Source organism: Psychromarinibacter halotolerans (assembly GCF_029168315.1).
Taxonomy (GTDB): Bacteria; Pseudomonadota; Alphaproteobacteria; order Rhodobacterales; family Rhodobacteraceae; genus Psychromarinibacter; species Psychromarinibacter halotolerans.
Window position 1 is genome coordinate 11,501 of the sequence record NZ_JARGYD010000014.1, and the last position, 22,589, is coordinate 34,089.

The 22,589-nt window shown below is 63.3% G+C and carries 25 protein-coding genes; 20 read left to right on the forward strand and 5 right to left on the reverse strand.

Features of this window, described 5'->3' with window-relative positions; all coding sequences use genetic code 11:
* Nucleotides 1-118: 118 nt before the first annotated feature.
* A complete protein-coding gene (locus P1K30_RS22015; protein ID WP_007803223.1) occupies nucleotides 119-1,186 on the reverse strand; it encodes a helix-turn-helix domain-containing protein in 1,068 nt (355 codons plus the stop codon).
* Between the two features lie 226 nt (nucleotides 1,187-1,412).
* Here P1K30_RS22015 and P1K30_RS22020 point away from each other — a divergent pair, with 226 nt between their 5' ends.
* A complete protein-coding gene (locus P1K30_RS22020; RefSeq protein WP_275634939.1) occupies nucleotides 1,413-2,297 on the forward strand; it encodes a recombinase family protein in 885 nt (294 codons plus the stop codon).
* 47 nt (nucleotides 2,298-2,344) lie between these two features.
* Nucleotides 2,345-3,508, forward strand: coding sequence for an ATP-binding protein (locus P1K30_RS22025; RefSeq protein ID WP_275634940.1), 1,164 nt, complete (start codon nucleotides 2,345-2,347; stop codon nucleotides 3,506-3,508).
* Between the two features lie 91 nt (nucleotides 3,509-3,599).
* Here the strand turns inward: P1K30_RS22025 and P1K30_RS22030 are convergent, their stop codons facing one another.
* Nucleotides 3,600-3,827 (reverse strand): AbrB/MazE/SpoVT family DNA-binding domain-containing protein, encoded by a 228-nt coding sequence (locus tag P1K30_RS22030; RefSeq protein ID WP_275634941.1) that lies wholly within the window; start codon nucleotides 3,825-3,827, stop codon nucleotides 3,600-3,602.
* 215 nt (nucleotides 3,828-4,042) lie between these two features.
* Between P1K30_RS22030 and repA the strand changes: the two genes are divergently transcribed.
* From repA to P1K30_RS22065, 7 genes are all read left to right on the forward strand, one after another.
* Nucleotides 4,043-5,227 (forward strand): plasmid partitioning protein RepA, encoded by a 1,185-nt coding sequence (gene repA / locus P1K30_RS22035; RefSeq protein ID WP_275634942.1) that lies wholly within the window; start codon nucleotides 4,043-4,045, stop codon nucleotides 5,225-5,227.
* Nucleotides 5,227-6,219, forward strand: coding sequence for a plasmid partitioning protein RepB (repB, locus tag P1K30_RS22040; RefSeq protein ID WP_275634943.1), 993 nt, complete (start codon nucleotides 5,227-5,229; stop codon nucleotides 6,217-6,219). The genes repA and repB overlap by 1 nt, the downstream gene beginning before the upstream one ends.
* A 183-nt stretch (nucleotides 6,220-6,402) precedes the next feature.
* Nucleotides 6,403-7,614 carry a plasmid replication protein RepC gene (gene repC, locus P1K30_RS22045; RefSeq protein ID WP_275634944.1) on the forward strand — a complete coding sequence of 404 codons (1,212 nt, stop codon included), beginning with the start codon at nucleotides 6,403-6,405 and terminating at the stop codon, nucleotides 7,612-7,614.
* A 178-nt stretch (nucleotides 7,615-7,792) separates the two neighbouring features.
* The gene (locus P1K30_RS22050) at nucleotides 7,793-9,964 is read left to right on the forward strand and encodes a ParB/RepB/Spo0J family partition protein (protein ID WP_275634945.1); all 2,172 of its coding nucleotides are present in this window, start codon (nucleotides 7,793-7,795) and stop codon (nucleotides 9,962-9,964) included.
* A gap of 102 nt (nucleotides 9,965-10,066) precedes the next feature.
* Nucleotides 10,067-10,540 (forward strand): hypothetical protein, encoded by a 474-nt coding sequence (locus tag P1K30_RS22055; protein WP_275634946.1) that lies wholly within the window; start codon nucleotides 10,067-10,069, stop codon nucleotides 10,538-10,540.
* 389 nt (nucleotides 10,541-10,929) lie between these two features.
* The gene (locus P1K30_RS22060) at nucleotides 10,930-11,094 is read left to right on the forward strand and encodes a hypothetical protein (protein WP_167384016.1); all 165 of its coding nucleotides are present in this window, start codon (nucleotides 10,930-10,932) and stop codon (nucleotides 11,092-11,094) included.
* Between the two features lie 185 nt (nucleotides 11,095-11,279).
* Nucleotides 11,280-12,326, forward strand: a complete 1,047-nt coding sequence (locus P1K30_RS22065; RefSeq protein WP_275634947.1) for a hypothetical protein — start codon at nucleotides 11,280-11,282, stop codon at nucleotides 12,324-12,326.
* Nucleotides 12,327-12,355: 29 nt separating this feature from the next.
* Here the strand turns inward: P1K30_RS22065 and P1K30_RS22070 are convergent, their stop codons facing one another.
* Complete coding sequence (locus P1K30_RS22070; protein ID WP_275634948.1) at nucleotides 12,356-12,673, reverse strand: H-NS histone family protein; 318 nt, start codon at nucleotides 12,671-12,673, stop codon at nucleotides 12,356-12,358.
* A gap of 423 nt (nucleotides 12,674-13,096) precedes the next feature.
* Here P1K30_RS22070 and P1K30_RS22075 point away from each other — a divergent pair, with 423 nt between their 5' ends.
* Complete coding sequence (locus P1K30_RS22075) at nucleotides 13,097-13,501, forward strand: single-stranded DNA-binding protein (RefSeq protein ID WP_275634949.1); 405 nt, start codon at nucleotides 13,097-13,099, stop codon at nucleotides 13,499-13,501.
* Between the two features lie 53 nt (nucleotides 13,502-13,554).
* Here P1K30_RS22075 and acmB read toward each other — a convergent pair whose 3' ends face one another.
* A complete protein-coding gene (gene acmB / locus P1K30_RS22080; RefSeq protein WP_275634950.1) occupies nucleotides 13,555-14,748 on the reverse strand; it encodes a methyl acetate hydrolase AcmB in 1,194 nt (397 codons plus the stop codon).
* Nucleotides 14,749-14,922: 174 nt separating this feature from the next.
* Nucleotides 14,923-15,909: an AraC family transcriptional regulator gene (locus P1K30_RS22085; protein WP_275634951.1), complete on the reverse strand. Its 987-nt coding sequence runs from the start codon at nucleotides 15,907-15,909 to the stop codon at nucleotides 14,923-14,925.
* Nucleotides 15,910-16,210: 301 nt separating this feature from the next.
* On the opposite strand from P1K30_RS22085, the gene P1K30_RS22090 reads away from it, so the two are divergent.
* The 10 genes from P1K30_RS22090 to P1K30_RS22135 all read left to right on the forward strand — a co-directional run bounded on the left by P1K30_RS22090 (nucleotide 16,211) and on the right by P1K30_RS22135 (nucleotide 22,583).
* Nucleotides 16,211-17,410: a DUF932 domain-containing protein gene (locus P1K30_RS22090; RefSeq protein WP_275634952.1), complete on the forward strand. Its 1,200-nt coding sequence runs from the start codon at nucleotides 16,211-16,213 to the stop codon at nucleotides 17,408-17,410.
* A gap of 125 nt (nucleotides 17,411-17,535) precedes the next feature.
* Nucleotides 17,536-17,976 carry a JAB domain-containing protein gene (locus P1K30_RS22095; RefSeq protein WP_275634953.1) on the forward strand — a complete coding sequence of 147 codons (441 nt, stop codon included), beginning with the start codon at nucleotides 17,536-17,538 and terminating at the stop codon, nucleotides 17,974-17,976.
* 109 nt (nucleotides 17,977-18,085) lie between these two features.
* Complete coding sequence (locus P1K30_RS22100; RefSeq protein ID WP_275634954.1) at nucleotides 18,086-18,604, forward strand: DNA repair protein RadC; 519 nt, start codon at nucleotides 18,086-18,088, stop codon at nucleotides 18,602-18,604.
* Between the two features lie 103 nt (nucleotides 18,605-18,707).
* Nucleotides 18,708-19,199, forward strand: coding sequence for a DUF6878 family protein (locus P1K30_RS22105; RefSeq protein WP_275634955.1), 492 nt, complete (start codon nucleotides 18,708-18,710; stop codon nucleotides 19,197-19,199).
* A gap of 10 nt (nucleotides 19,200-19,209) precedes the next feature.
* Complete coding sequence (locus P1K30_RS22110; RefSeq protein ID WP_275634956.1) at nucleotides 19,210-19,587, forward strand: DUF6915 family protein; 378 nt, start codon at nucleotides 19,210-19,212, stop codon at nucleotides 19,585-19,587.
* 1 nt (nucleotide 19,588) lies between these two features.
* Nucleotides 19,589-19,786 (forward strand): hypothetical protein, encoded by a 198-nt coding sequence (locus P1K30_RS22115; protein WP_275634957.1) that lies wholly within the window; start codon nucleotides 19,589-19,591, stop codon nucleotides 19,784-19,786.
* Nucleotides 19,787-19,860: 74 nt separating this feature from the next.
* Entirely contained in the window at nucleotides 19,861-20,280 is a 420-nt protein-coding gene (locus P1K30_RS22120) for a hypothetical protein (RefSeq protein ID WP_275634958.1), read from the forward strand.
* The gene (locus P1K30_RS22125; protein WP_275634959.1) at nucleotides 20,273-20,917 is read left to right on the forward strand and encodes an antitoxin of toxin-antitoxin stability system; all 645 of its coding nucleotides are present in this window, start codon (nucleotides 20,273-20,275) and stop codon (nucleotides 20,915-20,917) included. The genes P1K30_RS22120 and P1K30_RS22125 overlap by 8 nt, the downstream gene beginning before the upstream one ends.
* A 57-nt stretch (nucleotides 20,918-20,974) precedes the next feature.
* Nucleotides 20,975-21,568, forward strand: a complete 594-nt coding sequence (locus P1K30_RS22130) for a DUF6088 family protein (RefSeq protein ID WP_275634960.1) — start codon at nucleotides 20,975-20,977, stop codon at nucleotides 21,566-21,568.
* Nucleotides 21,561-22,583: a nucleotidyl transferase AbiEii/AbiGii toxin family protein gene (locus P1K30_RS22135; protein WP_275634961.1), complete on the forward strand. Its 1,023-nt coding sequence runs from the start codon at nucleotides 21,561-21,563 to the stop codon at nucleotides 22,581-22,583. The genes P1K30_RS22130 and P1K30_RS22135 overlap by 8 nt, the downstream gene beginning before the upstream one ends.
* Nucleotides 22,584-22,589: the final 6 nt, after the last annotated feature.

Genomic DNA, 22,589 nt, shown 5'->3' on the forward strand with positions numbered 1-22,589 from the left:
CACCATATATGAAATAAGTGCAACAAATGCATTAAGTGTTGGTGAGTTTCTGCGCGCCCTGCCGCGTGCTCGCGGTTATCGCTGCTGTCGAGTGAGCGGGTGAGACCCACGCTAACCTTCAGTTTGTCGCCTTCCACATCCTGAACCGCCCCTGTCCTGTCACCTCGCGGATCAGACCCCGCTCTTGCATCCATGCAAGGTTGCGCTGAACAGCGGCGCGACTGGCACTCGTCAGGGCCTGGGCCATTGGCGCAGAGACGAGCGGCCATTCGGTCAGCACTGCGCGCAAGGCCGGCGGCGTCCTGCCCGAGAGCAATGTCATTTCGGCTTCCGCCCGCGCCGACCATGCCTCGATATCGTCAAGGTGCCGCACCGCGGTCAGGCACGCGGCTTCCATCCCGTATAGCCAGCGTTCCAGACGTTCGAACGGTGAACCACCGGCTCGTAGTCCCCCTGCCCCGCCCATGGCCAGAGGCGTGAAGACTGCGCCTCTTCCATCGCTGGCCGCGATCCGCGCAGCTGCGACAGCCGCTTCCATACGGTCGTCGTGCTGCCCGAGCCCCGCGAGGCGCCAGAGGTGAAAGCCCGCGCAAGCGCGAGTGATCGGGTGCAGGTCCGTGGCCTGCCCCATCAGATCCAGCCAACCGCTCGCGCGATCCACGAACGGCTCGGTCTCATCACTGATGTTCTCGGGGTCGCGACGGTCGAGGAAGGCGGAAAGGTCCTGCTCCGGTCCCGGTCCACCCGTCAGTCGCCGAATCGCCCATCCGACTCGCGCCAGCGCCGCCGTGTCGTCCTGGACACCGGACAGGCGCAGCGAGATCCAGAGCGCCAGCCGGTCTTGGCTGATGCGGTCACCGGTGTGCCAGCTCAAATCTGCGGCCTCCATCAGCGCAAGCCGATGCCGCCATCCTTCCGGTCCGCGCTTCAACCGGTCGTCCAGCGCGCCGACGCGACCGGCCACACGGGCAAGACGCGCGGCCTGCCCGCCCTCTGCCTTCCGCCATTCGTCGAGGACCTCGGTTTCACGCGGTTCGGCCCGTGGTCCCGGCGGCAAATAGTCCGGCTCGTCGTCCATCGGACCGGGCAGAAACCACAGGTCGTCCTCAGACGCCTGTTCGACCTCCTCAGCATAAATGCCGAGCGCGTCGGATTCATCATACAATGCGGGGGTTCCAGGCCTCATATGCGCAAAATACAGCTATTTTGAGCTTTACCCAAGGGTTTTATCAGAGTGCGTTTGTACACCTTACATAGCACGCGCGCGCGATGGTCCGCGAGACCTCCCTGATCGCGCTCTGCGTATGGAAACCAAGGGCTTTCTGATGAACAGCGCCACAGAGCGCGCCCTTGCATTCATTTACAAACGGTCGTTTATTGCTGGTATATGAAACTGCAAACGGCCTGTTTTGATGTCCCTGATCGGCTATGCGCGCGTCTCGACGGAGGATCAGACCCCCCTGCCCCAGTCGCAGGCCCTGAAATCCGCAGGCTGCGTCGAGATCCACGAGGAGCAGGCCTCGGGCGGAAACCGCGCGCGGCCCGTGCTGGCGCGGGTGCTGGAGCGGATCGGCAAGGGAGACACGCTGGTGGTGGTGCGCATCGACCGTCTGGCGCGGTCGCTCTCCCACCTCCTCGAGGTGATCGAACGGCTGGAGGCGAAGGGCGCCTTCTTCCGATCGCTCACCGATCCGATCGACACGTCCTCCCCGCAGGGTAAGTTCACCCTCCAGGTCCTCGGCGCCGCAGCTGAGTTTGAGCGCGCCCTGATCCGCGAACGCACGAAGGCCGGCCTGGCCAGCGCACGAACCAAAGGCAGGGTCGGCGGCAACCCGGGCCTGCGCGCGCGGGATCCGGCGGCGCTGCGCAAGGTGAGGCTGGCGCGGCAGGACGGCTATATGGAGAGGCTGAACGAGACGGCGCAGGACTGGGTGCCCCATGTCCGCCGCCTGCGGCCCGACATGGCCTGGGAGGACGTGCTGCGCATCGTCAACGGCCCCCTGCCCCGCGAGCGCCAATGGACGCAAAGTCGCTTGCTTCGTGCCGTGAAAGCCTATGTGCGCGACGGCTTTCTGCCCGAGACTGTGCTCGCGCGCGCCGGCCGCCGCGAGACCGACGACCGCCTACCCGCAATCGTCGCCGCCATCAGGGGCGCGGACCCCGACATCACGCTTCAGGCGATCTGTACCCGGCTTGAAGCGATGCGGGAGCGCACGCCCCGTGGGCGGACAAGCTGGCAACCCTCATCGGTGAAGATGCTCCTAGAGCGCGCCGAGAGGCTTGGCTTGCTGGGTTGAGCACATTAACCTTGTAAATCTTCCATGACGTAGAGTAATTGCAAGGTATGTATCACCGTCATGCTACTCAGACCGTTCAATCCGCCCTCGACGCTCAATCGGCTGTCGTCCTCTTGGGGCCTCGGCAGGTTGGCAAGACCACCCTCGCCCTCGAGATAGCTGGACAACGCCCATCCGTGTACCTTGATCTGGAACGCGACGCAGATCGACGGGTCCTGACGGAGCCCGATCTGTATCTGGACGAACAGGTCGGCAAGCTCGTCATCATTGATGAGGTCCAGCAGATGCCGGACCTGTTCAAGACCCTCCGCGGACAGATCGACATGCGCCGCCGCAAGGGGGCCCGCACAGGGCAGTTCCTCCTGCTTGGATCTGCATCGAATGTGCTTCTGCACCAATCGGCCGAGTCCCTCGCCGGGCGTGTTCGCTACATCGAAATGCCGCCGCTGCTGCTGGACGAAGTCGGCGAGGACAGAATGAACGACCTGTGGCTGAGAGGCGGTTTCCCTGACAGCTTCCAGGCAGATAGTGACCAGAACAGCCTGGCCTGGCGCGAGGACTTCCTGCGCACCTACCTCGAACGGGATATCCCTGCCCTTGGGCCGCGCATCCCGGCCGCCACGCTGCGCCGCTTCTGGACGATGCTGGCGCATGCGCAGGGTGGACTGCTGAATGCAGCCGCACTGGCCGAGGGTCTGGGTGTCTCGGGTCAGACGGTAGGACGGTACCTCGATCTGCTCGTCGATCTCATGCTGGTGCGGCGCCTGCAGCCTAGGCACGAGAATGCCGGCAAGCGCCTCGTCAAGTCGCCAAAGGTCTTTGTCAGGGATAGCGGTCTCGTCCATGCCTTGCTTGGCCTTGGTTCGCTGGAAAGCGTGCTGGGGCATCCGGTGATCGGCGGAAGCTGGGAAGGGTTCTGCATCGAAACGCTGATCGCCGCCGCGCCGATTGGGACCGAACCCTTCTTCTACCGAACTTCGGCGGGGGCCGAGCTTGACCTTGTTCTGCGGTTTCCCAGTGATACGATCTGGGCCATCGAGATCAAGCGCACCACAACACCCAAGGTGTCGCGTGGTTTCCACCTGTCGGTCGATGACATCAAGGCCGACCGGAAGATCTTGGTCTATGCCGGTGAACGGGAGGTGCCGGCAGGTGACGGGCTGAGAGCAATGCCTTTGGCCACCGCCGTGGAGCAGTTGCGCAATCTTTAGGGTTCGCAACGTGCGTTGAAGACCCGTTACCACGCTGCGCCGCGTCTCACTCAGCCAAGGACAACCCACCCACCCTTGCAGAAAGTGGCCCTTACCGGCTTTGAGCATCATCGCGGCCAAGGCGCTGGTTGGCGGGAAGTCGGCCGCGGAACTTTCGCAAACTGTCCATCACCTCGTGGGTGCGCGGCAAGCGATGAACCCGCAGAACATCATGCTCACGGATCAAGGCGATGCGGTCACCTTCCACGAGGCCGAGCTCTCTGACCAGCTTCACGGGCAGGCGCACCGCCAGGGAGTTGCCCCATCTCACGACCTTCATCCTGACCTCCCGCGACCCCTGACGTCGAGAAGGCTACATCCCCGTGAACGCTAGAGAAAGCTTGGACAGCGAGGCCCACTGTGCTTGTGCTTTCTGTACGCTCAGACACTAGATGTGGAAAAGGCTTGCGCGAATCTGTCTCCTCCGGCAATAGTCACGGAAAAGGGCGGCTAAACGCCGAAATCCGTGAACACGCCACGGACGCGCGAGGGCAGATGAGCAAAGTCGATACACCAGAAGACTTGAACGCCGTCATCCGGCAGCATTCCGAGTTATTGGCGGCCCAACTGCATTCGCAGCGTGAGAGCCTGTTCCCGCCCGACGCTTCCAAGACTATGCGCAAATTCACCTCGGGTGAAGCTGCTGCACTCCTGGGCGTCAATGACTCATACCTCAGAAAACTTCACCTCGATGGCAAGGGACCGTCGCCAGAGGTCTCATCAGGGAACCGGCGGCACTACTCTGCAGAAGACATCCATAACTTGCGGATCCTGTTGGAGAAAACGGCTCGCAAGCCGGGCGATTACTTGCCTGGTCGCCGCGCTGGAGACCATCTTCAGATCATTGGCGTGATGAACTTCAAGGGTGGGTCCGGCAAGACGACCTCCTCGGCGCATCTCGCTCAACGGTTGGCCCTGAAGGGGTACCGTGTCCTGGCAATCGACCTTGATCCGCAGGCATCGCTTACGGCCTTGCATGGGGTTCAGCCAGAGTTCGACCTGCTTGATGGTGGCACACTCTACGATGCGATCCGGTATGAAGATCCGGTCCCGATCGCAGAGGTCATCCGCAAGACCTACATACCGAACCTGGATTTGATTCCCGGAAACCTCGAACTCATGGAGTTCGAGCACGAAACGCCCCGGGCACTTTCTCGCGGCAACGCAGGCTTGTTCTTCTTCCGCGTGAAGGAAGCGCTTGCACAGGTCGACGATCAGTATGACGTCGTCGTCATCGATTGTCCTCCGCAACTCGGGTTCTTGACGATGTCCGCGCTATCGGCCGCGACAGGCGTTCTTGTGACGATCCATCCCGAGATGCTCGACGTGATGTCGATGAGCCAGTTCCTCAGAATGACGGCCGACCTCATGGATGTCATCGCCGATAGCGGAGCCGACATGTCGCATGACTGGATGCGCTATCTGTTGACCCGCTACGAACCGACGGATGCGCCACAGAACCGTATCGTCGCATTCCTGCGGACGATGTACGGAGACAAGGTATTGAACGCTCCGATGCTTAAGTCCACGGCCATCTCGGATGCCGGCCTGACCAAGCAGACCCTGTACGAGGTCGAAAGGAGCGCCTTCACCCGGACGACCTATGACCGGGCAATCGAAAGCCTGAACGCCGTCAACGATGAGATCGCCCAGCTCATCCAGAAGACGTGGGGGCGCTAATGACCGACAGCAAGAAAAAGCGCATGTCCATGCTCGACAGTTTGGCGGCGGCGGGCACGCCCCCTGCCCCGGGCAGCATGATGTCAAGTAATCGGGCGCTCCGCTCTGCGCGTGATGCCGTGGATGCTCACCATGTCTGGGAACTCGATCCGGTTGAGATCGAGGACGAAAGGTACTCGGATCGCCTCGACCCCAAGGATGTGCATGACCTTCGCGCATCGATAGAGCAGAACGGCCAGACCGTCCCCATCCTCGTAAGGCGCCACCCGACCGAGGCCAATCGCTATCTCCTCGTCTATGGACGCCGACGTCTTGAGGCCATTCGTGCCTCCGACAAGGTCAAGAAGGTTCGAGCGCTCATCGCGAACCTTGACGATACGGCCGCATTGCGCGCCCAAGTTTCCGAAAACACCGGCAGGCGCGACCTCAGCTATATCGAACGCTCCCTCTTTGCGCAGGAACTGCTCGACAACGGCTTTGGTTCGCAGGCTCAGATTGCCGAAGTGCTGAACGTGACCCGTTCTGCGGTTTCGATGTCGATCTCGGTTGCCAAGGCGGTCGGCACTGCCTTGGCCCATGCGATCGGACCGGCGCATGGCATCGGGCGTCCCAGATGGGAGTCCTTGGCGAAAGACCTGTCTAACGTAGGCATGGGCATGGACGCGCTGTGCCAGGTTGCGATTGATGCCCGTGGCAAAGCGGCTGCTAGCGAGCAGGCCGACGACGCGCCCCGGGTTGATCCTTCGGTCGCGGCATTTGAGGCCGTTGTCCGTCATTTGAAGAGGAACACTGGTTCTTCTCCTGGCCGGAAGCCTAGACCAAAAGCGACGGCGCTTCTTATCGATGGCGCGCCTGTGGGAGCGATCAAGAGGTCAGGCCGGGCGTTAAGGCTGGATCTTACGGATGTGGACGATGCCTTTGCGCAGTGGCTCGACGCCCGTGCGCAGGACGTCCTCGAAGAGCTTCATGACCGCTGGAAACGCGAGACATGAAGAGAGGTAGAGCAGCAACAAGAAGGAGGCACGATACAGGCTAAAGAAAAGGTCCCGCAAAGCTTGCGCTCCACGAGACCCCAACTTTGATCTTAGCACCTTCAAGGTAGTGGGCCAGCGCGCAAACCGCAAGTCATATGTGATTCGCGGAGCGGTTTTTCTGTGCCTTCGTGAACTGACATCATGGAGTACACACCGATTTCGCCGTTTATGCGGCCGATCTCTCACGCCCATCTGCGCGTGATCGAGCGGCCCGAGGCATCCGTTCCGGGCAAGCCCGTCAACAAGTGGGAGCTCTTGCGTGAGTTGTCCAAGGCGCAAGCTGCCTTTGGGGTTTCCGAGCGCGATCTGACAGTTCTGCAGGGGTTGCTCAGCTTCTTTCCCGATGATGCGCTTGGCGGGAACGCCGAGATGGTCGTCTTCCCCTCCAACAAGGCGATCTGCGAGCGGCTGAATGGCATGCCCTGCTCCACGATGCGCCGTCACCTGGCCCGCCTCGTTGACGCCGGTTTGCTGATGCGACGCGACAGTCCCAACGGGAAGCGCTATGTCCGCAAACACGGCGAAGAACGTGTGGCTTTCGGCTTCGACCTCTCGCCACTCTACTGCCGGTCCGAGGAGATCGCGCGGGCCGCAGAGGCCGTGCGTGAGGCCGAGGAGCGTGTCAGGCGGTTGAGGGAGGTCGTCAGCCTCATGCGGCGCGACCTCGCCGCCCTGGCGGAGTTCGGGGAGGAGATCCAGCCAGGCCTTGGCCTCTGGGACCAGCTTCGCAACAAGGCCGCCCTCACGGCTCGCGCCCTTCGCCGCAAACTTACGCTAGAGGAGCTCTCCGCATATCAGGCCGACCTCGAAGCTCTTCTCGATCATGCACGCAACGTCATTGACGGCCCTGAAACAGAAGAAATGAACACCAAGGATGCCCGTTTTGAGCGTCACCATCATAATTCAAATGAAGAATCTATAGATCTTGAACCTGCCTTAGAAAAAGGCGGGGCGGCGGCCGGCGTGCCAGATGATGAAACGGACGCACCTGTTGCTGACGTTGAAGAATCCGACACACGACCAGTCCCAAAAATCCCGCTTCACTTGGTACTTGCCGCCTGCCCTTCCCTCAAAACTTTCTACCAAGGCGATATCCGGCACTGGCACCAGCTTTTCGACGCGGCGTGCCACGTCCGGCCTGCCATGGGGATCAGTGCATCCGCCTGGGAAGAAGCGCAGCGGTTCATGGGCCCAGAGCAGGCGTCGATCGTCGTCGTCGCCATGTTGGAACGCTTTGCCAACATCCGATCGCCCGGGGGGTACCTGCGCGCGCTCACTTCCAAAGCTGCAGCGGGCGAGTTCTCTTGCGGGCCGATGGTCATGGCACTGATGTCCCGGCGAAGCGCGGCGTGATGTTCACAGCTGTGAACATTCTCCCCGTCGGCGCCCCAATCGATGAAGTTCACAGCTGTGAACTCTCTGCGCCGTCTGATGAGCAACCAGCAGATAGAGGAAAAGGTTGGTGGGTTGAGGGGTGACGGGAAGTGAGATCGGAAGAGTGGCTTCCGGCGACCGTCGCGGAGAAGATCTGATGTCAAAAGCAGCCCAGAAAGTCATCCTGTCCCCCTCGCGGGACATCCCCTTCGACAAGCTCGTGCTGAGCCAGTCCAACGTACGGCGCATCAAGGCAGGCGTCTCGATCGAGGAACTGGCCGAAGACATCGCGCGGCGCGGCCTGCTGCAGGGTCTGAACGTCCGGCCGGTGCTCGATGCCGATGGTGTCGAAACCGGCATGTTCGAGATCCCGGCCGGCGGCCGTCGTTTCCAGGCGCTGTCGCTGCTGGTGAAGCAGAAGCGGCTGACCAAGACCGCGCCGATCCCTTGCATCGTGCGAGATGCGACGTCGGAGATCCTCGCCGAGGACGACTCGCTGGCGGAGAACATGCAGCGCGTCGCCCTGCACCCGCTGGACCAGTTCCGCGCGTTTCAGGCCCTGCGCGAAAAGGGTCAGGGCGAGGAAGCGATCGCAGCGGCCTTCTTCGTCACGCCGCAGATCGTCAAGCAGCGCCTGAAGCTCGCCTCCGTGGCCCCTGCCCTGCTCGAGGTCTATGCCGAGGATGGCATGACGCTCGAACAGCTGATGGCGTTCACGGTGAACCCGGATCACGCGCGTCAGGTGCAGGTCTGGGATGCGGTGAAGAACTCCTGGAATAAGGAGCCCTATGCCATCCGGCGTATGCTGACCGAGACCTCTGTCCGGGCCTCGGATCGTCGCGCGGTTTTCGTCGGCGTCGATGCCTATGAGGCGGCGGGCGGTGCTGTGCTGCGCGATCTCTTCCAGGGCGATGACGGTGGCTGGCTCGAGGACCCTGCCCTTCTTGACCGGTTGGTGGCCGAGAAGCTTCGGGCAGAAGCCGAGGCGCTGGCCACCGAGGGCTGGAAGTGGATAGAGGTCGCGACGGACCTGCCCTATGGCTACAGCCACGGTCTACGGCGTCTGGCCGGTGATCCCGCGCCGATGACCGAGGAGGAAAGCGCGGCCCACGCTTTACTCCTCGCCGAGTATCGTGCGCTGGAAGAGGAATACTCCGGCCAGGACGAATACCCCGAAGAGATCGATGCCCGGCTCGGTCAGCTCGAGATGGCGATGGTAGCGCTCGAACAGCGACCGCTGATCTACGATCCAGCCGAAGTCGGGCGCGCGGGCGTCTTCGTCACGCTTGATCGGGATGGCAGCCTGGCTGTCTATCGCGGCTATGTCCGACCCGAGGACGAGCCGCGCGAGGAGCCCACGGTTGAGGATGGTGGTGGCGCGGATGCCATGGGGCAGGGGGATGAGGTCGGTGTTTCCAGTTGGAACCCGTCGGCGACCTCCGCTGGGGGCACCGTCATCACTTCGGGTGGTCAGCCGATCGGTTCTGAACAGACCGACGATGAGGACGACGGCGCACTCAAGCCGTTGCCCGAGCGGCTGGTCATGGAACTGACGGCCCACCGGACCCTCGCGCTGCGCGAGGCTGTCGGGCGTTCTCCTGACGTGGCGCTGACGCTTCTGCTCCTGAAGCTGGTGACGGACACCTTCCGCACCTCCTCGGCCTCGGGCAGCTGCCTCGAAGCCTCGGTGCGCCACGTCTACATGTCGGCACAGGCGCCCGATCTGAAGGACAGCATCGTGGCGAAGCTGGTGGATGAGCGCCATGCGGCCTGGGAGGCCGATCTGCCCCTAGGCGACGATGCGGCGCTCTGGGAGTATCTGACGGTCCTCGACCAGGGCAGCCGTCTGTCTCTGCTGGCGCATTGCCTCAGCTTCGGGATCAACGCACTCCATGAGAAGGTGAACCCCTATGGGGCGGGCATCTCCGCCAGTGGCCTGACTCGTCGCATGGCCCATGCCGATCTCGTGGCCCGCGCAGTGGATCTCGACATGGTCGAGGCAGGCTGGGAGCCGACGGTCGATGGCTATCTCAACCGCGTGCCCAAGGCCCGGATCCTCGAGGCCGTGCGTGAGGCGAAGGGGGAGGGGACTGCGCAGCTTCTCGACCACCTGAAGAAGGGCGAGATGGCGAGCGAAGCCGAACGGCTCCTCAAGGGCAGCGGTTGGTTGCCCGAGGTCCTGCGCCGGGCCGATCTGGCAGCGCACGACGGCGAGGGTCTCGCCGAAGGGCAGGGGGACGATGTGGGTGAGCCCGAAGACATCGATCTCCCGGCCTTCCTGACGGCCGATCTGCCGAACGGCGACGCGTCGATGATGGCCGCGGAGTGATCTGAGCCATCCGGGGGGCGGGGTAACCCGCCCCCTATTTCTCACAAAATACAGCAATATCAATATGATGAATGCGACCGCTCGCATTCAGGATGAGGAATCATGTCTGCAACAACCATCATCGACACAGCCTCACTCGGGGCGCTGATCCGCTATACCGACGGCAGTCCCAAACCGCCGGCACGTTTCGCCAAGAAGCTGGCAGCCTGGGAGCGTTCGAACGGCGTCGGCCGCCTTGTGAAGAAGGAACCGCCGCGGGTCTATCCGACCTGGACGGCACCGGCCTCCTTCACGCTGCATGAGGGCAACTTCTCTTCGGACGGGGTCATCCTCGTCACGATCATGCGCAGCCATTCGGCGGATAGCCGGTTGGTCTTCGAGGTCGCCGAGGAACCACACCTGGGGCAGGTCCGCGTGCTGCTGGACTTCGGCGGCAACACCGAACTCTTGCATCTGGCGGAATCGATCACCGCGGCCGAGCTCTGGATCGCACGGGAGGGCTACCGAAACGCGCGGCTCGAGATCGTCGGTGCCGAGGACGGCGACAGGGCAGGGGGCGCGGACCTGGCCGCCTGAGCCCTGACAATGCGTGAGGGGCCTTCCGAAAGGCGGGCCTCTCACCGACCAGACCCTCGTCCCGCGAAATCGCGGGGCGCCAAAGGATCCATCCCCCAAAGACGGAGGTCTTGAACCAAGAGCCTGCCCGGGAGGCTGGCGGCGTTCCAAGCATCAACGGGACAATCGGCTCCTTACGTTGGGGCACCATCCCCCGCTCGCCATTCCCTTCCTTGCCCCGAATCCCGTCTTCGAGATCAACCCGCGAGGGGTCGGACTACGGGCGAGCCCGTGCCGCCGGGCGGATTCGGGCAAGCCGAACGCACCCGGTGATGTCAGCCAGTCTTCGGGCCTGCGGGGTCCTGTCGCGCGGGGGATGGTCCCCCGCCGCCAAGACAGGAGCCAAACAGATGTCCCGCAAAGATGCTCACGCCTTCGCCGCCTCCCTCGCCGCCACGCTCATGGTCTCGATCGTCGTCTTCCAGGCCGGGGATGGAACCTTCGGCGCCGTCCCCGCCGATGAAATCGACGGCGACGAGGTGCAAGTGATCGCTGAGGTCGATCCGTGGGCATGACGCCCACGGCCCCGACGAGGGCTCGGCATCGGGGCGGTGGCCCCGATCTGGGCCTTTCGCCGGTAAACCGTTCCGGTCGACCGATCGGAGGAGCCGACAAGTGGTCGGCGCAGCGTCCATGAAAGTCGCTTGATCATCGAAGGTGTTCGTCGGAAGCTGATCAGGACGGTTCGAGGGCCGATGGAATGCTCTATAAATCATTGATTTCATTATACGGTTCGTCGCTCGCGGGTAAGTCGGTTCCCAAAGACGATTTGATCTGGCACTTCACACCGTCCGACGACCTGCGGCAGTTCCGAGTTTACGCGCTCGATGCGCTACAGCAGGCCAAGGTATTCCTGCTCGATCACCTGGCAGCCGCCTACACTGACACGCTTCACGATGCCGTCTCGAAACAGGCTGAGGAAGCTGGGGTGCCTGCCATGGCGATCCTCGGTGAGGTGAAGCTTCCCGCTCCCGTCGTTTGGGTAGAGTTCGACGATCGCGAGCTGGGCGTTGCGCGATTTGAGCGCGCTTCACTTGTGACCAGGCACGATGAAAAGCCTTTGGGCACGGGCCTGCGCGGCTACCTTCTGGACGACCGCAACGAGGGTCATCTGCGCATTACGATGTTCCACCGCCACGAGAACTCGCGTGTCGTCGATCCGATCTGCGCACTGCTCGTCAAGCGGACACCGACCGGACAGCTGAACTATGACGACGTCGAGGTCGAGCTGAGCCGATCCGTTGTCGATTTCCGCGTGCGGAGCGGCGATACGATGGAAATGATCCAAGGTCGCCGCACGGTGCACCAGGTTGAGACCGGCTATGACCTGTTCATTCCCTACGTTCTGTTCGCAATGCTGGTCTCACCGGATCTTGGCGGGATCATCCCGACAGAAACTGAAACCTTCACCGCCAAGGACACGAAGACTGCCCGCAAGTTTGGCAAGTCGTGGGTTCTCGGGGCACAGAAATCACATCTGACGATCCGGATCGGCCCGCAGGCTGCTGCGCATATGGCGGAGAGAACCGCTCGCCTTGAATTCGAGCGGCAGACAGTTGAGGAGCGGAACGGCCCTGTCCGTCATTGGGTGTCCGAGCATGAGCGGCACTACCGAAGCGGCAAAGTCGTTCTGGTCAAGGGGCATCATCGGGGCCAAGCACCTGACCCCAACCTGCCGACACGGGTGATGGGGCCGAAGTCGGATGCGGCCATTTTTGAGTTTCCCCCTGCCGAGTCACCAAAGTAAGATGGGCTCAGCGATTTTCGGGTTCGATTTCAGACCGCGAGCTCGCTTGGGTCTCTGCCCGCATTGATGTGATCCGCGAACCACTGCGGTTTCCGGCCACGGCCAGACCAGGTGAGAGCCGCGTTCTCAGGGTGACGATACTTCGCCACGGCTGGCGCACGGGTTGTTTTCACCTCGACACCGATCAGTTCGGCGAGGGAATAGCCCATCTCCTTGGCGATGGCTTCCAGCTTGGCACGGGCTTCTGCCTTGTGCCGGTCCTCATAGGTGGAAATCGCCTTGGCGAGGTCTTTCTGCATTTGCCGCAGATCCTTGAGCGACAGTGCCTCGAGATTGAAATCAGCCATTGGGCCCTCGTGTCCTGAATGATGCGTCCGGGATAGCCGTCAGGTTGCAGCATCGCAACTCCCGTGGAGGTCACCGCAATAGGGCAGGGGGATGAGGTTGGCTTGAGTCGCCGGGTCGATGCTCTCGAAAGGGCTTCAACCCCGTTACCTTGGCCAGGAAGGTCGAGTTCTGCGAGAGCCCCAGGTCGCCCCTATCCCCGGTGCCATCCCTTCGACTGACAATCCCCTAAGCCTGTTCGTCCTCTGGCGCGCAACCCCGCGTCAGTCCGGGCCGTGTTGCCCCTTCGGGACTGCCCGCTCCACCCCGGTCCTCTGGGGGTTTCCGGTCGACGTTCCGTCTCCCGTGCACACCTCAGCCGACAGGCTTTTTCCGGGTCTTGTCGAAGGGACGGTCCCAGCGACAGGAAACACAGGAGCTACAAAATGCAGAACATCGTCATCCTCGCCGGCAACATCGGTCAAAAGCCCGAAGTGCGCTCGACCCAAAGCGGTACCAAGATCACCAACTTCACCCTGGCCACCTCGCGGCCGCGCCTCTCGGAAGGTCGCGTCCTGCGCGACGACAACGGCTACCGGGTCATGGACACCGAATGGCACCGCATCACCTGCTTCAACGGTCTCGGCAAGACCGTCGCAGAGCACTGCGACAAGGGCATGAAGGTCCTCGTCCACGGTCGCATCCACTACACGAAGTGGACCGACGCGGCGGGCGTTGACCGCTACGGTTGCGAGATCATCGCCGAGAAGGTCGACTTCCTCAGCCGCCCGAAATCGGCCGAGGGTGAAAGCCCCGAGCTGGTCGATCGCGACGACGAGATCCCGTTCTGAGGAACGGGGTCTCCCCCTTGGGCCCGGCGGGGAAACCCGCCGGGTTCATTTCATTAAGCTGCGGCCTTGATCGCGTTGCGGTAGACGGCCGTTTCGAAGTCCACATAGCCCCCGACCGACGCCGGGTCGGCAAAGGGCAGGATCTGCGTGGCCCAGAAGCCGCCAATGCCATTCTTGCGGTCGATCCAGTAGTAGAGATTGGCCAGCCCCGCCCACGCCAGCGCGCCTGCGGGGCGGCCGGTCGGGGCGTCTTCCTCGTTCACCATAAAGGTCAGCGCCCAGGATTTCGGCATGCCGGGGAAGAACTCGGCATAGTTCGACAGGCTAGGGATGACGCCGGGCAAGCCCTTGATCTTCAACTCGCCAAGGCCGTTCTTTTCAGCCATCGCAACGGTTTCAGGTTTCAGGACGCGGCCGTTTGGGCCATTGCCGTCGTTCAGCCACATGCGGATGAACTTGGCGTAGTCGAGCGCCGTCGAATACAAGCCGTGCCCGCCCATGTCGATCTCGGGCGGCTGCGGCAGGGTCCAGTCCACCAGCGGCGAAAGCACCCCTGCGGCATCGCGCTGGTGCATGGTTGCCATACGCGCCCGCATGTCGGGACGCATCGCAAAGGCGCTGTCGGTCATGCCCAGCCTGTCGAACACGCGGTCTTGCATAGCGACACCCAGACGTTGGCCGAGGATACCTTCGACGACCTGTCCCGCCCAGTCGATGTTCGATCCATATTCCCAGTCTTCGCCGGGATCGAACAGGATGGGCGTGGTGATCGCCGCGCGCGATGCCGTCACGACCGACGGCTGCCCGTGGTCGGTGGCCAACCGGTTATAGGTTTCGTTGAAGAAGTCATAGGCAAACCCGGCCGTGTGCAATAGCAACATGCGCGTGGTGATTTCGCGCTTGGGCGGGCGGAAGGTCGGATTGCCCGACGCGTCGAACCCGGTGATGACCTGGCATTTGGCGATTTCGGGGGCATAGGTGCTGGCCGGCGCGTCAAGGTCCAGCTTGCCCTCTTCGACCAGTTGCAGGCAGACGGTGCCGGTGATGGCCTTGGTGGTGGAAAAGATGGCGCAGACCGAGTCAGTCGTCATGTCAACCGATCCGCCGAGGTGCCGTTTTCCGGCGGCACCTTCATAGATGTTGCCCTTTGCGTCTGTCGCAACGGCAACCACGCCGGGAACGCCGGGTATGCCGGAAACCGCCCGCGCCAGAACCGCGTCAGCGGCTGATTTCAGCGATGTGTTCATGTTCATCCTCCCAAATGACCACTCAGCCATCATGTTCGCCGCCACGCTTTGGTCGGCTGCCGAGATGGCAGAGTGCGCTTGCCCGTCCTCCTCGACGGGATGCACCAAAATTAGGAAGGGAACGGCAGCCCGTCTGTCTGCCATCGGAAAGCCCTATCTGCCATCGGCAGATATTCAGCGACGCAGGGTTTCGGAAGGACGTTCCCCGAACCGCGCCTTGTAGGCTTTGGCGAATTCACCGAGCGAAATGTAGCCCCAGCGATACGCAACCATCGAGACGGTTTTCCCTGCCTCGGACGAAATTAGGTCGCGCCGCACGCCTTGCAGTCGCTGTTCGCGCAGAAAGTCTGACGGTGCATAGTTACGAAATTTGCGAAAGGCCGCCGTCAGGCTGCGAATTGACGTGCCGGCCACTGCGGCGACCTCGCCCATGGTCGGCAGGCTGGCCGCGTGATCGGTCATGTATTGCTCGGCCAAACGCACAGTCTTCGGTGCCAGGGTCTGGGCCGGATCGTCCAGACCAAGCCCGGCCCTCGCGGCCCATTCGTTCAGCAGATGGATGCAGATCGTCTGTTCCAAATGCCGCCCGGCCCGGTCATGCGCCAGGCGGTCCGGCGCTTCGGCAAGGCAGGCCACGACATAGTGCATCAGCGCCAGCCAACTGGAATTCTCGCCGCCGATCCGGCACTTGTGCTGCCAGAGTGCATCGCCGGGCACAAAGCCGAACCAGTCTTTGCAGACCTGTTCCAGCACCCGGTGAGGGATCGTCAGGTTCAGTTGCAGGTGGTCGGGATCGAAATCGACGTTGTAGTCGGTGCGGCTGCAATCCACTACGAACGACCCGCCGACCGGTGTTTCCACCGCGTTGTCGGTATCAACCCAGTGCCGCGCGGTGCCCCCGATCGTCGTAAGCACCACGGCGTTTCCGGCATCCTGCGACCAGTCGCGGATGTTGACCGGGATGCCATAGGCAAAGCGTGTGACGGTGATCCGGCCGATCATCGCTGAGTGCATCGTGGAAACAGGCCGGTCGAATTTCCCCGTCGGTGAAACGTCATAAGGCATGTAGACCTTGCTCGACCAATCCTTGATCTCATCCCAGTCGTCGGAAAACACCTTGTGATCCTGGTGGATCGGGTTTCCCTTGGCGTCCAGCAGCAAAGCGTTCCTGAGCATACTCTTCCCCATTTTGCCTCAGACCCAAACCGTCCCCTCAACTTCAATTTTCGTCCAATTGGCTCCGAAAGTCTATGATTAGGGACCGCCGATGGGCAGTTGCGACGAAAGCATCAAGTCGCGCACTGTGAAGGTTGACGCTGGACAGCAAGCACAGGAGTTTTCCATTTTGGCCATGAAACAAACATATGCTTCCTGTGTCTGAGAGTCCGAGTTTGGCCGGTTTCCCGGTGACGGGTTGAGGGCTGGGAGAGTGGCTTCCGGCGCCTGTCACGGGAGATAGCCGATGGGCGTTGTGGAAGTTCTGGATCCGGTTCAGCCGGCGCGGGCTGGTGGCTGGAAGGTGGATGTGAGCCGGGGTGAGCGGAACGGGCGAGTGTCGTCCGAATGGTTCAACCGGCCGGATGACGAGCGGTATCTGTCGCTCGATGACCTCTGGGCCAATGTGAAGGGTCGGTCCGAGCGCAGCCGCAGTCGCGTGGTGCAGACTGCGGACATCCGCGTCGAGGCGGCGCGCGACAACCCCGAGCGGTTGCACCTGATGCTGCCGAAAGCGCACGAGCCGGTCGCGCCCACGCACTGGGCTTTCGGCCAGCTTGCCAGCATCGTCGGCGCACCGGCCTCCTACCTGCGGCAGCTGCCCGCGCCGCTGGCGGGGATCAACCTGCAATACGGCCTGACCAACCACCGCGCCGAGCAGGTGAAGACCTTCGAGACCGAAGACGGTCGCATCGAACTGCGCGCGGTCACCGGGCCGGACTACGGCCGCATCCATGACTACGAGCTGGTCGAGGCCGTGCAGCGCATCGCGGGGAACGGCACCGGCGACACGCGCTGGAAGGTGCCGGGCGTGCTCGACTGGTCAACCGGGGTCTACAACCCCGATGTCGAGATCAGCCGCGACACGACCACGCTCTATGCCTCGGACCGCGATGTCCTCCTGTTCCTGGTCGACGATCACAACCCGATCGAGGCGGGAAAGCTGCCGGATGGCTCCCCCGATCTCTACTTCCGGGGCTTCTACTGCTGGAACTCCGAGGTCGGGGCCAAGACCCTCGGCATGGCGAGCTTCTACCTGCGGGCCGTCTGCCAGAACCGCAACCTTTGGGGCGTCGAGGATTTTCAGGAGATCAAGATCCGCCACTCGAAATACGCGGCTTCGCGCTTCGCCCATGAGGCGGCCCCGGCGCTGACGCGGTTTGCCAATTCCTCGCCGCAGGGGTTCGTAAACGGCATCAAGGCCGCGCGGCAGCAGATCGTCGCGCGGACGGACGAGGACCGGGATGACTTCCTGCGCAAGCGGGGCTTCTCGAAAGCCGAGTCCGGCAAGATCATCGAGAAGGTGCTGATGGAAGAGGGCCGCCCGCCCGAGAGCATCTTCGACTTCGTGCAGGGCATCACGCGGCTTGCCCGCGACAAGACCCAGCAGGATGCCCGCCTCGACATGGAAGGGCGCGCGAAGAAGCTTCTCGACCGGGTCGGCTGACGCCGGGCTCGACATCGCGACCGCCCTCGCGCGCGGCGGTCGCGCTTTCCCCTTCCACATGCATGCCACTGGCCCCGTCCCGAGAGGGCAGGGGGCTTCGGCCTGCGCATTTCAGCGAGACCCCCATGACCCCCCAGGAAGAAACCATCGTCCTCGACGCCCGTGACATCCTCGGCCGCTACCTCAGTCAGAACCCGGTGATTGGCAGTTGGCAGGCGCTGATGGACTATTGTGCGCTCACCGTCCGCGGTCCCATCGAGCGCTTCCACGTGCTCTACCTCGACCGAAAGAACCGCATCATCTCCGATGAGCTTCTTTCGACCGGCACAGTCGACCATGTCCCGGTCTATCCGCGCGAGGTGATCAAGCGGGCGCTGATGCTGAACGCCAGCGCGCTGATCCTGATCCACAACCACCCGTCCGGCGATCCGACGCCTTCGGAGGCCGATCTCAGCATGACCAAGGAGATCCAGAAGGGCTGCAAGTACCTCGGGCTGACGCTGCACGACCACATCATCGTCGGCGCCGGGACGGAGCTGAGCCTGCGGGGGCTCGGCAAGCTCTGACGGCCTCTGCAGACCTGCCGCCGCCGCTACTCCGAGGAAGAGAGCGGCGGTTCGGCCATTGACGGATGAGGCAGGGAGAGAGGCTTCCCGCGCCGTCGGAGATACTCCCATGTTCGACTTGCCCTTGCCGATCCACGCGACCCTCGACGCGCGTGGCATCCCGCCGCATTTTCCGAGTGGCGACACCGACTCCAATCATCCCTTCGCCCTGACCCTGTCGCGCCGCGCGCCGGCCGATCTGATGTCGGGCCGCGCCGCGCCCCTAGTGCTAGCCCGCTTCGCGACGCTGGCCGAGGCCATGCAGGGCGCGATCGACCATTCCGAGGGGATCACCCCGTATGCCGCGCCCCAGCTCCTGGCAATCCTCGACCGCGACGAGCGCCTTGTTCTGGCCGGGGCCGCCAGCGACCACGCCGTCGCCTGGTGCCACCCGGTGACAAGCGCGGTCGAGGCAAGGGGCGTGGTGACCGAGGCAAGCCAGCTGCGCGCGCAAGCGGGCCGCGCGGCAACCTGGGGTGAGCCCGATCTCGCGCAGCGGCTGCGCCACCGCGCCGATCTTCTCGATGCGCGGCTCGTCGACCCGCTCTGGCGCGCCTTCGCCGCCCGGGCGCTACAAGTCGCCGCGTGAGACCCGAGAGGCGGAGGCGGGCAGGGGGGATTTGGAGCTCGTCCGGGGGAGAGAGAGATCGCCCGGCTAGGCTCCGATCCCTTCCCTCTACCGGAGACACCCGATGACCCTGAGTGAACCCACCCTCGCGCCCCCGATGGCGCCCTCGACCGTCGACATGGCGCACATCTTCGCGGCCCATGCCGAGCGTGCCGCTCGGATCGAAGCGCTGCGCCCCGGCAACAAGGATCGCCTCTTCGACGGCCTCACGGCCGCCGGCATCACCCATGTCACCGTGACCTTCGACGGTGCTGGGGACAGCGGCCAGATCGAAAGCATCGGCGCATGGTCCGGTGAAACCGCCGTCGATTTCCCCGCCACCGAAATCGACTACGCCGCGCTCACCTGGGACGACCCCGAGGTCGAGATGCGGCAGCTCTCGCTGGAAGATGTCGTCGAGCAGCTGGCCTATGACTTCCTCTCCGACACCCATGGCGGCTGGGAGAACAACGACGGCGCCTGGGGCGAATTCTGCTTCGACGCCGCGGCCCGCTGCATCCATCTCGAGTTCAACGAGCGGTACACCTCGTCCGAACTTTACACGCACGATTTCTGAGGGGGCGGCGATGGCACATCCGTATCACCACGCCCTGTCCTCGGTGAAGAAATGGGGCGGCTCGGTCGAAGATTTCATGGCGGTACATGCCTGGTTCGACCAGAGCAAGGAGATCACTGCAGATTTTCGGCACCGGGCCTTGCGCCACCATGCCGAGGGCATCTTCATGGCCGAGAGGATTTTCGGCCCGACCCTCACGCTCTCGACCGGACGTGTCATCCCGACCCGCTGGGTCGGCGAACAGCATGTGAAGGAAGATCTCGGCTTCATCCCGAGTTTCGCCGACTGGGTGAAGGCCATCCGGCCCGAGCCCTGGATGGGCCGGACCACGCGGATCGAGGCGCTGGTCGATCCAGATCTTGCTTCGGCCGTGGTCGAGGTCACCTGACATGACCGATCCGGCCTATCAGCGCCTCGGCCTGCCCGTGACGGCGTCGCCCTTCACTGTCTTGCGCGCGGCGGTCCGGGCGCTCCACCCCGACACGCGCGCCGTGCGCGGCTTCCGGGCCGCACGCAAGCGCTTCTACCAGCAGATGCTCTGCGCGCATGCCGCGCGACAGGCGGCGGGCGACGAGCCATCCGGCTGATTGCCCCATCCAGCCACTCATCCCAATCCAGCACCCGGCCTCTTGGCCGGGTCTTCCCCATTCAGGAGGTCCCCATGGCGGATTACTTTACCCATTTCTCGTGCCTGCTCGACGTCGGCACCCCCGACAAGGCTGCCCGCGCGCTCGCGCTGTTCCAGAGCTTGCGCGCTGCGGATCAGGACGCCGATGACCCGGAGGTCGCAGGCTTCGACCTCGTGCACCAGGACGCGCCCGAGAGCAGCACTCTCTGGATCCATGACGACGACCACGGCGATGTCGAGGCCGTCATCCGCTTCGTCCTGCGCCTTGCGGAAGAGCTCGACCTCACCGGCCTCTGGGGCTTCCAGCACGCCCTGACCTGCTCCCGACCGCGCCTCGATGCCTTCGGTGGAGGCGCGCATGTCATCGATCTCGGCTCACGCAAATCCATCGGCTGGACCAGCAGCCAGGTATGGTTGGCCGCCGCGCTGAACGGGGAGGACGCACATGCCTGAGATCATCTGCACCACGGTCTACCAGTTCCCCGAACTCTCGGATGCGGCCAAGGAAAAGGCGCGCAGCTGGTATCGCGAGCTCGGCCCACACGACGACTGGTGGGACGCGGTCTATGAGGATTTCGAGCGGGTCTGCGAAATCCTCGGCATCCGCCTGAAGAGCACGCCCGTCCGCCTGATGGGCGGTGGGACGCGGGCCAAGCCCTGCATCTGGTTTTCAGGGTTCTGGAGCCAGGGTGACGGGGCGTGCTTCGAAGGCTACTGGTCCCACGCCAAGGGTGTGGCAGCGCGCATCCGGGACTATGCGCCCACGGACGCGACGCTGCATGGCATCGCCGAGCGGTTGCAGGCCATCCAGCGGCGCAACTTCTACCAGCTCGCCGCCGAGGTCAACCACCGCGGGCGCTACTACCATGAATACACGATGTCCGTTGACGTCACGCGCGACAGTCCGACCTGGCAGCCGCCCACCGAGGACGCCGAGGAGACCGTGATCGAGGCGCTCCGCGATCTGGCCCGCTGGCTCTACCGCCAGCTTGAGGCTGAATACGACCACCTCACCTCGGATGAGGCCATCGAGGAGGGGATCATCGTGAACGAGTACACCTTCACGGAAGCCGGGCGTCGCTTCGGGTGAGAGCGCACGGTTGAAAACTGTCAGAAAACCGCGTATTTTTCTGACAAAGGAGCGATCATGGAGCGCATTGCCGAGAGCATTATGAATGTCGCGACGACGTTGCCGGAGGGGGTGCCCTTGGCAGCGAAGGGGCTCTTGCACCTTGGCTCGCGCGCGGCGGTCGATCAGACACTGTCGCGTCTGGCCGCGCGCGGCGAGTTGATCCGTGCGGGACGCGGCATCTACCTGCGCCCCGTCCAGACACGCTTTGGCCCGCGCAGTCCGTCCGCTGAACAGGCGATTGAAGCGCTCGCAGTGCAGCGGGGCGAGACGATTGTGCCGAGCGGTGCTGCCGCGGCAAACGCTTTGGGCCTGACCACGCAGGTGCCGGTCAAGTCGGTTTACCTCACCTCGGGGCGAAGCCGCGTGCTGAACCTTGGCCGGCAAGCGGTCGAACTGCGTCATGCGCCGCGTTGGCAGTTGGCCCTTGGGAGCAAGACATCCGGCCAGGTTGTCCGCGCTCTGGCATGGCTTGGGCCAGATGAGGCTCCCAAGGCTCTGCAAATCCTGCGATCCAAGCTCACGGAGACGGCAAAGACCGAACTCGTGTCCGCCGCGCCGCAGTTTCCGACTTGGCTGGCACGATTAGTCGGAGAGATGGTCCATGGCTGAGGCATTCCTGCGCCTCAGCGGTAAGGACCGACTGGATGCTCTTGGTGTCGCGGCCGATCGGCTCGGCCGACCAGCCCATCTCCTCGAAAAGGACGTCTGGGTGGTCTGGGCGATCCAGCAATTGTTTGGATCGCCCATCGGCACAAACCTCGTCTTCAAGGGCGGCACCTCGCTGTCGAAGGCCTACCAGGTCATTGACCGGTTTTCCGAGGATGTGGATCTGACATTCGATATCCGGGCGCTGATCCCTGATCTGCTTGGGGGCCGTGAAGACGCGATGCCCGCCACATCCAGTGAAGAGCGGCGCTGGTCGAAACGTGTCCGACAGGCCTTGCCTGAGTGGGTGGCCGGGACCGTCCAGCCGATCCTGCAGCAGGCGATGGATCGGGAAGGGATCGATGCCGGCCTTCGGATTGATGGTGACAAGCTGTTCATCGACTACCCGCACCTCGCCCAAGGCACTGGATACGTTTCTCCGAGCGTGATGCTGGAATTCGGCGCGCGTTCTACAGGAGAGCCCGCATCTCCACGCGATATCGTTTGCGATGCCGCGTCGGTGATCGAAGGCGTGGAGTTTCCCACTGCCCGCCCGCGCGTGATGCATGCGGAACGGACGTTCTGGGAAAAGGCGACAGCGATCCACGTCTTCTGTTTGCAAAACCGTATGCGAGGGGATCGCTTTTCTCGCCACTGGCATGATGTCGCCCGGTTGGACGATGCAGGCATCGCCGCTGCGGCCATCGAAGATCGCGCGCTTGCGACCGCTGTCGCCCGGCACAAGACGATGTTCTTTGCAGAGAAGGCGGCGGATGCCACGTGGATCGATTACGGCACCGCAACCTCTGGGCATCTACAACTGGTCCCAGGCGGCGATGCTCTCAAGGCTCTCGCTGACGATTATGGCCGGATGGTCGAGGACGGCCTGCTTGCATCAACACCAGAGCCTTTTGGCGACTTGATGGACCGTTGCGCGGGCATCGCGCGTAGGGCCAATGCAGCGTTCAAGCCTGACTGACCATCT

What these genes read in the sequence shown, in the direction of transcription:
- P1K30_RS22015 (WP_007803223.1), bottom strand. Translation starts at nt 1,186, where the DNA reads ATGAGGCCTGGAACCCCCGCATTGTATGATGAATCCGACGCGCTCGGC.
- P1K30_RS22020 (WP_275634939.1), top strand. Translation starts at nt 1,413, where the DNA reads ATGTCCCTGATCGGCTATGCGCGCGTCTCGACGGAGGATCAGACCCCC.
- P1K30_RS22025 (WP_275634940.1), top strand. Translation starts at nt 2,345, where the DNA reads ATGTATCACCGTCATGCTACTCAGACCGTTCAATCCGCCCTCGACGCT.
- P1K30_RS22030 (WP_275634941.1), bottom strand. Translation starts at nt 3,827, where the DNA reads ATGAAGGTCGTGAGATGGGGCAACTCCCTGGCGGTGCGCCTGCCCGTG.
- repA (WP_275634942.1), top strand. Translation starts at nt 4,043, where the DNA reads ATGAGCAAAGTCGATACACCAGAAGACTTGAACGCCGTCATCCGGCAG.
- repB (WP_275634943.1), top strand. Translation starts at nt 5,227, where the DNA reads ATGACCGACAGCAAGAAAAAGCGCATGTCCATGCTCGACAGTTTGGCG.
- repC (WP_275634944.1), top strand. Translation starts at nt 6,403, where the DNA reads ATGGAGTACACACCGATTTCGCCGTTTATGCGGCCGATCTCTCACGCC.
- P1K30_RS22050 (WP_275634945.1), top strand. Translation starts at nt 7,793, where the DNA reads ATGTCAAAAGCAGCCCAGAAAGTCATCCTGTCCCCCTCGCGGGACATC.
- P1K30_RS22055 (WP_275634946.1), top strand. Translation starts at nt 10,067, where the DNA reads ATGTCTGCAACAACCATCATCGACACAGCCTCACTCGGGGCGCTGATC.
- P1K30_RS22060 (WP_167384016.1), top strand. Translation starts at nt 10,930, where the DNA reads ATGTCCCGCAAAGATGCTCACGCCTTCGCCGCCTCCCTCGCCGCCACG.
- P1K30_RS22065 (WP_275634947.1), top strand. Translation starts at nt 11,280, where the DNA reads ATGCTCTATAAATCATTGATTTCATTATACGGTTCGTCGCTCGCGGGT.
- P1K30_RS22070 (WP_275634948.1), bottom strand. Translation starts at nt 12,673, where the DNA reads ATGGCTGATTTCAATCTCGAGGCACTGTCGCTCAAGGATCTGCGGCAA.
- P1K30_RS22075 (WP_275634949.1), top strand. Translation starts at nt 13,097, where the DNA reads ATGCAGAACATCGTCATCCTCGCCGGCAACATCGGTCAAAAGCCCGAA.
- acmB (WP_275634950.1), bottom strand. Translation starts at nt 14,748, where the DNA reads ATGAACACATCGCTGAAATCAGCCGCTGACGCGGTTCTGGCGCGGGCG.
- P1K30_RS22090 (WP_275634952.1), top strand. Translation starts at nt 16,211, where the DNA reads ATGGGCGTTGTGGAAGTTCTGGATCCGGTTCAGCCGGCGCGGGCTGGT.
- P1K30_RS22095 (WP_275634953.1), top strand. Translation starts at nt 17,536, where the DNA reads ATGACCCCCCAGGAAGAAACCATCGTCCTCGACGCCCGTGACATCCTC.
- P1K30_RS22100 (WP_275634954.1), top strand. Translation starts at nt 18,086, where the DNA reads ATGTTCGACTTGCCCTTGCCGATCCACGCGACCCTCGACGCGCGTGGC.
- P1K30_RS22105 (WP_275634955.1), top strand. Translation starts at nt 18,708, where the DNA reads ATGACCCTGAGTGAACCCACCCTCGCGCCCCCGATGGCGCCCTCGACC.
- P1K30_RS22110 (WP_275634956.1), top strand. Translation starts at nt 19,210, where the DNA reads ATGGCACATCCGTATCACCACGCCCTGTCCTCGGTGAAGAAATGGGGC.
- P1K30_RS22115 (WP_275634957.1), top strand. Translation starts at nt 19,589, where the DNA reads ATGACCGATCCGGCCTATCAGCGCCTCGGCCTGCCCGTGACGGCGTCG.
- P1K30_RS22120 (WP_275634958.1), top strand. Translation starts at nt 19,861, where the DNA reads ATGGCGGATTACTTTACCCATTTCTCGTGCCTGCTCGACGTCGGCACC.
- P1K30_RS22125 (WP_275634959.1), top strand. Translation starts at nt 20,273, where the DNA reads ATGCCTGAGATCATCTGCACCACGGTCTACCAGTTCCCCGAACTCTCG.
- P1K30_RS22130 (WP_275634960.1), top strand. Translation starts at nt 20,975, where the DNA reads ATGGAGCGCATTGCCGAGAGCATTATGAATGTCGCGACGACGTTGCCG.
- P1K30_RS22135 (WP_275634961.1), top strand. Translation starts at nt 21,561, where the DNA reads ATGGCTGAGGCATTCCTGCGCCTCAGCGGTAAGGACCGACTGGATGCT.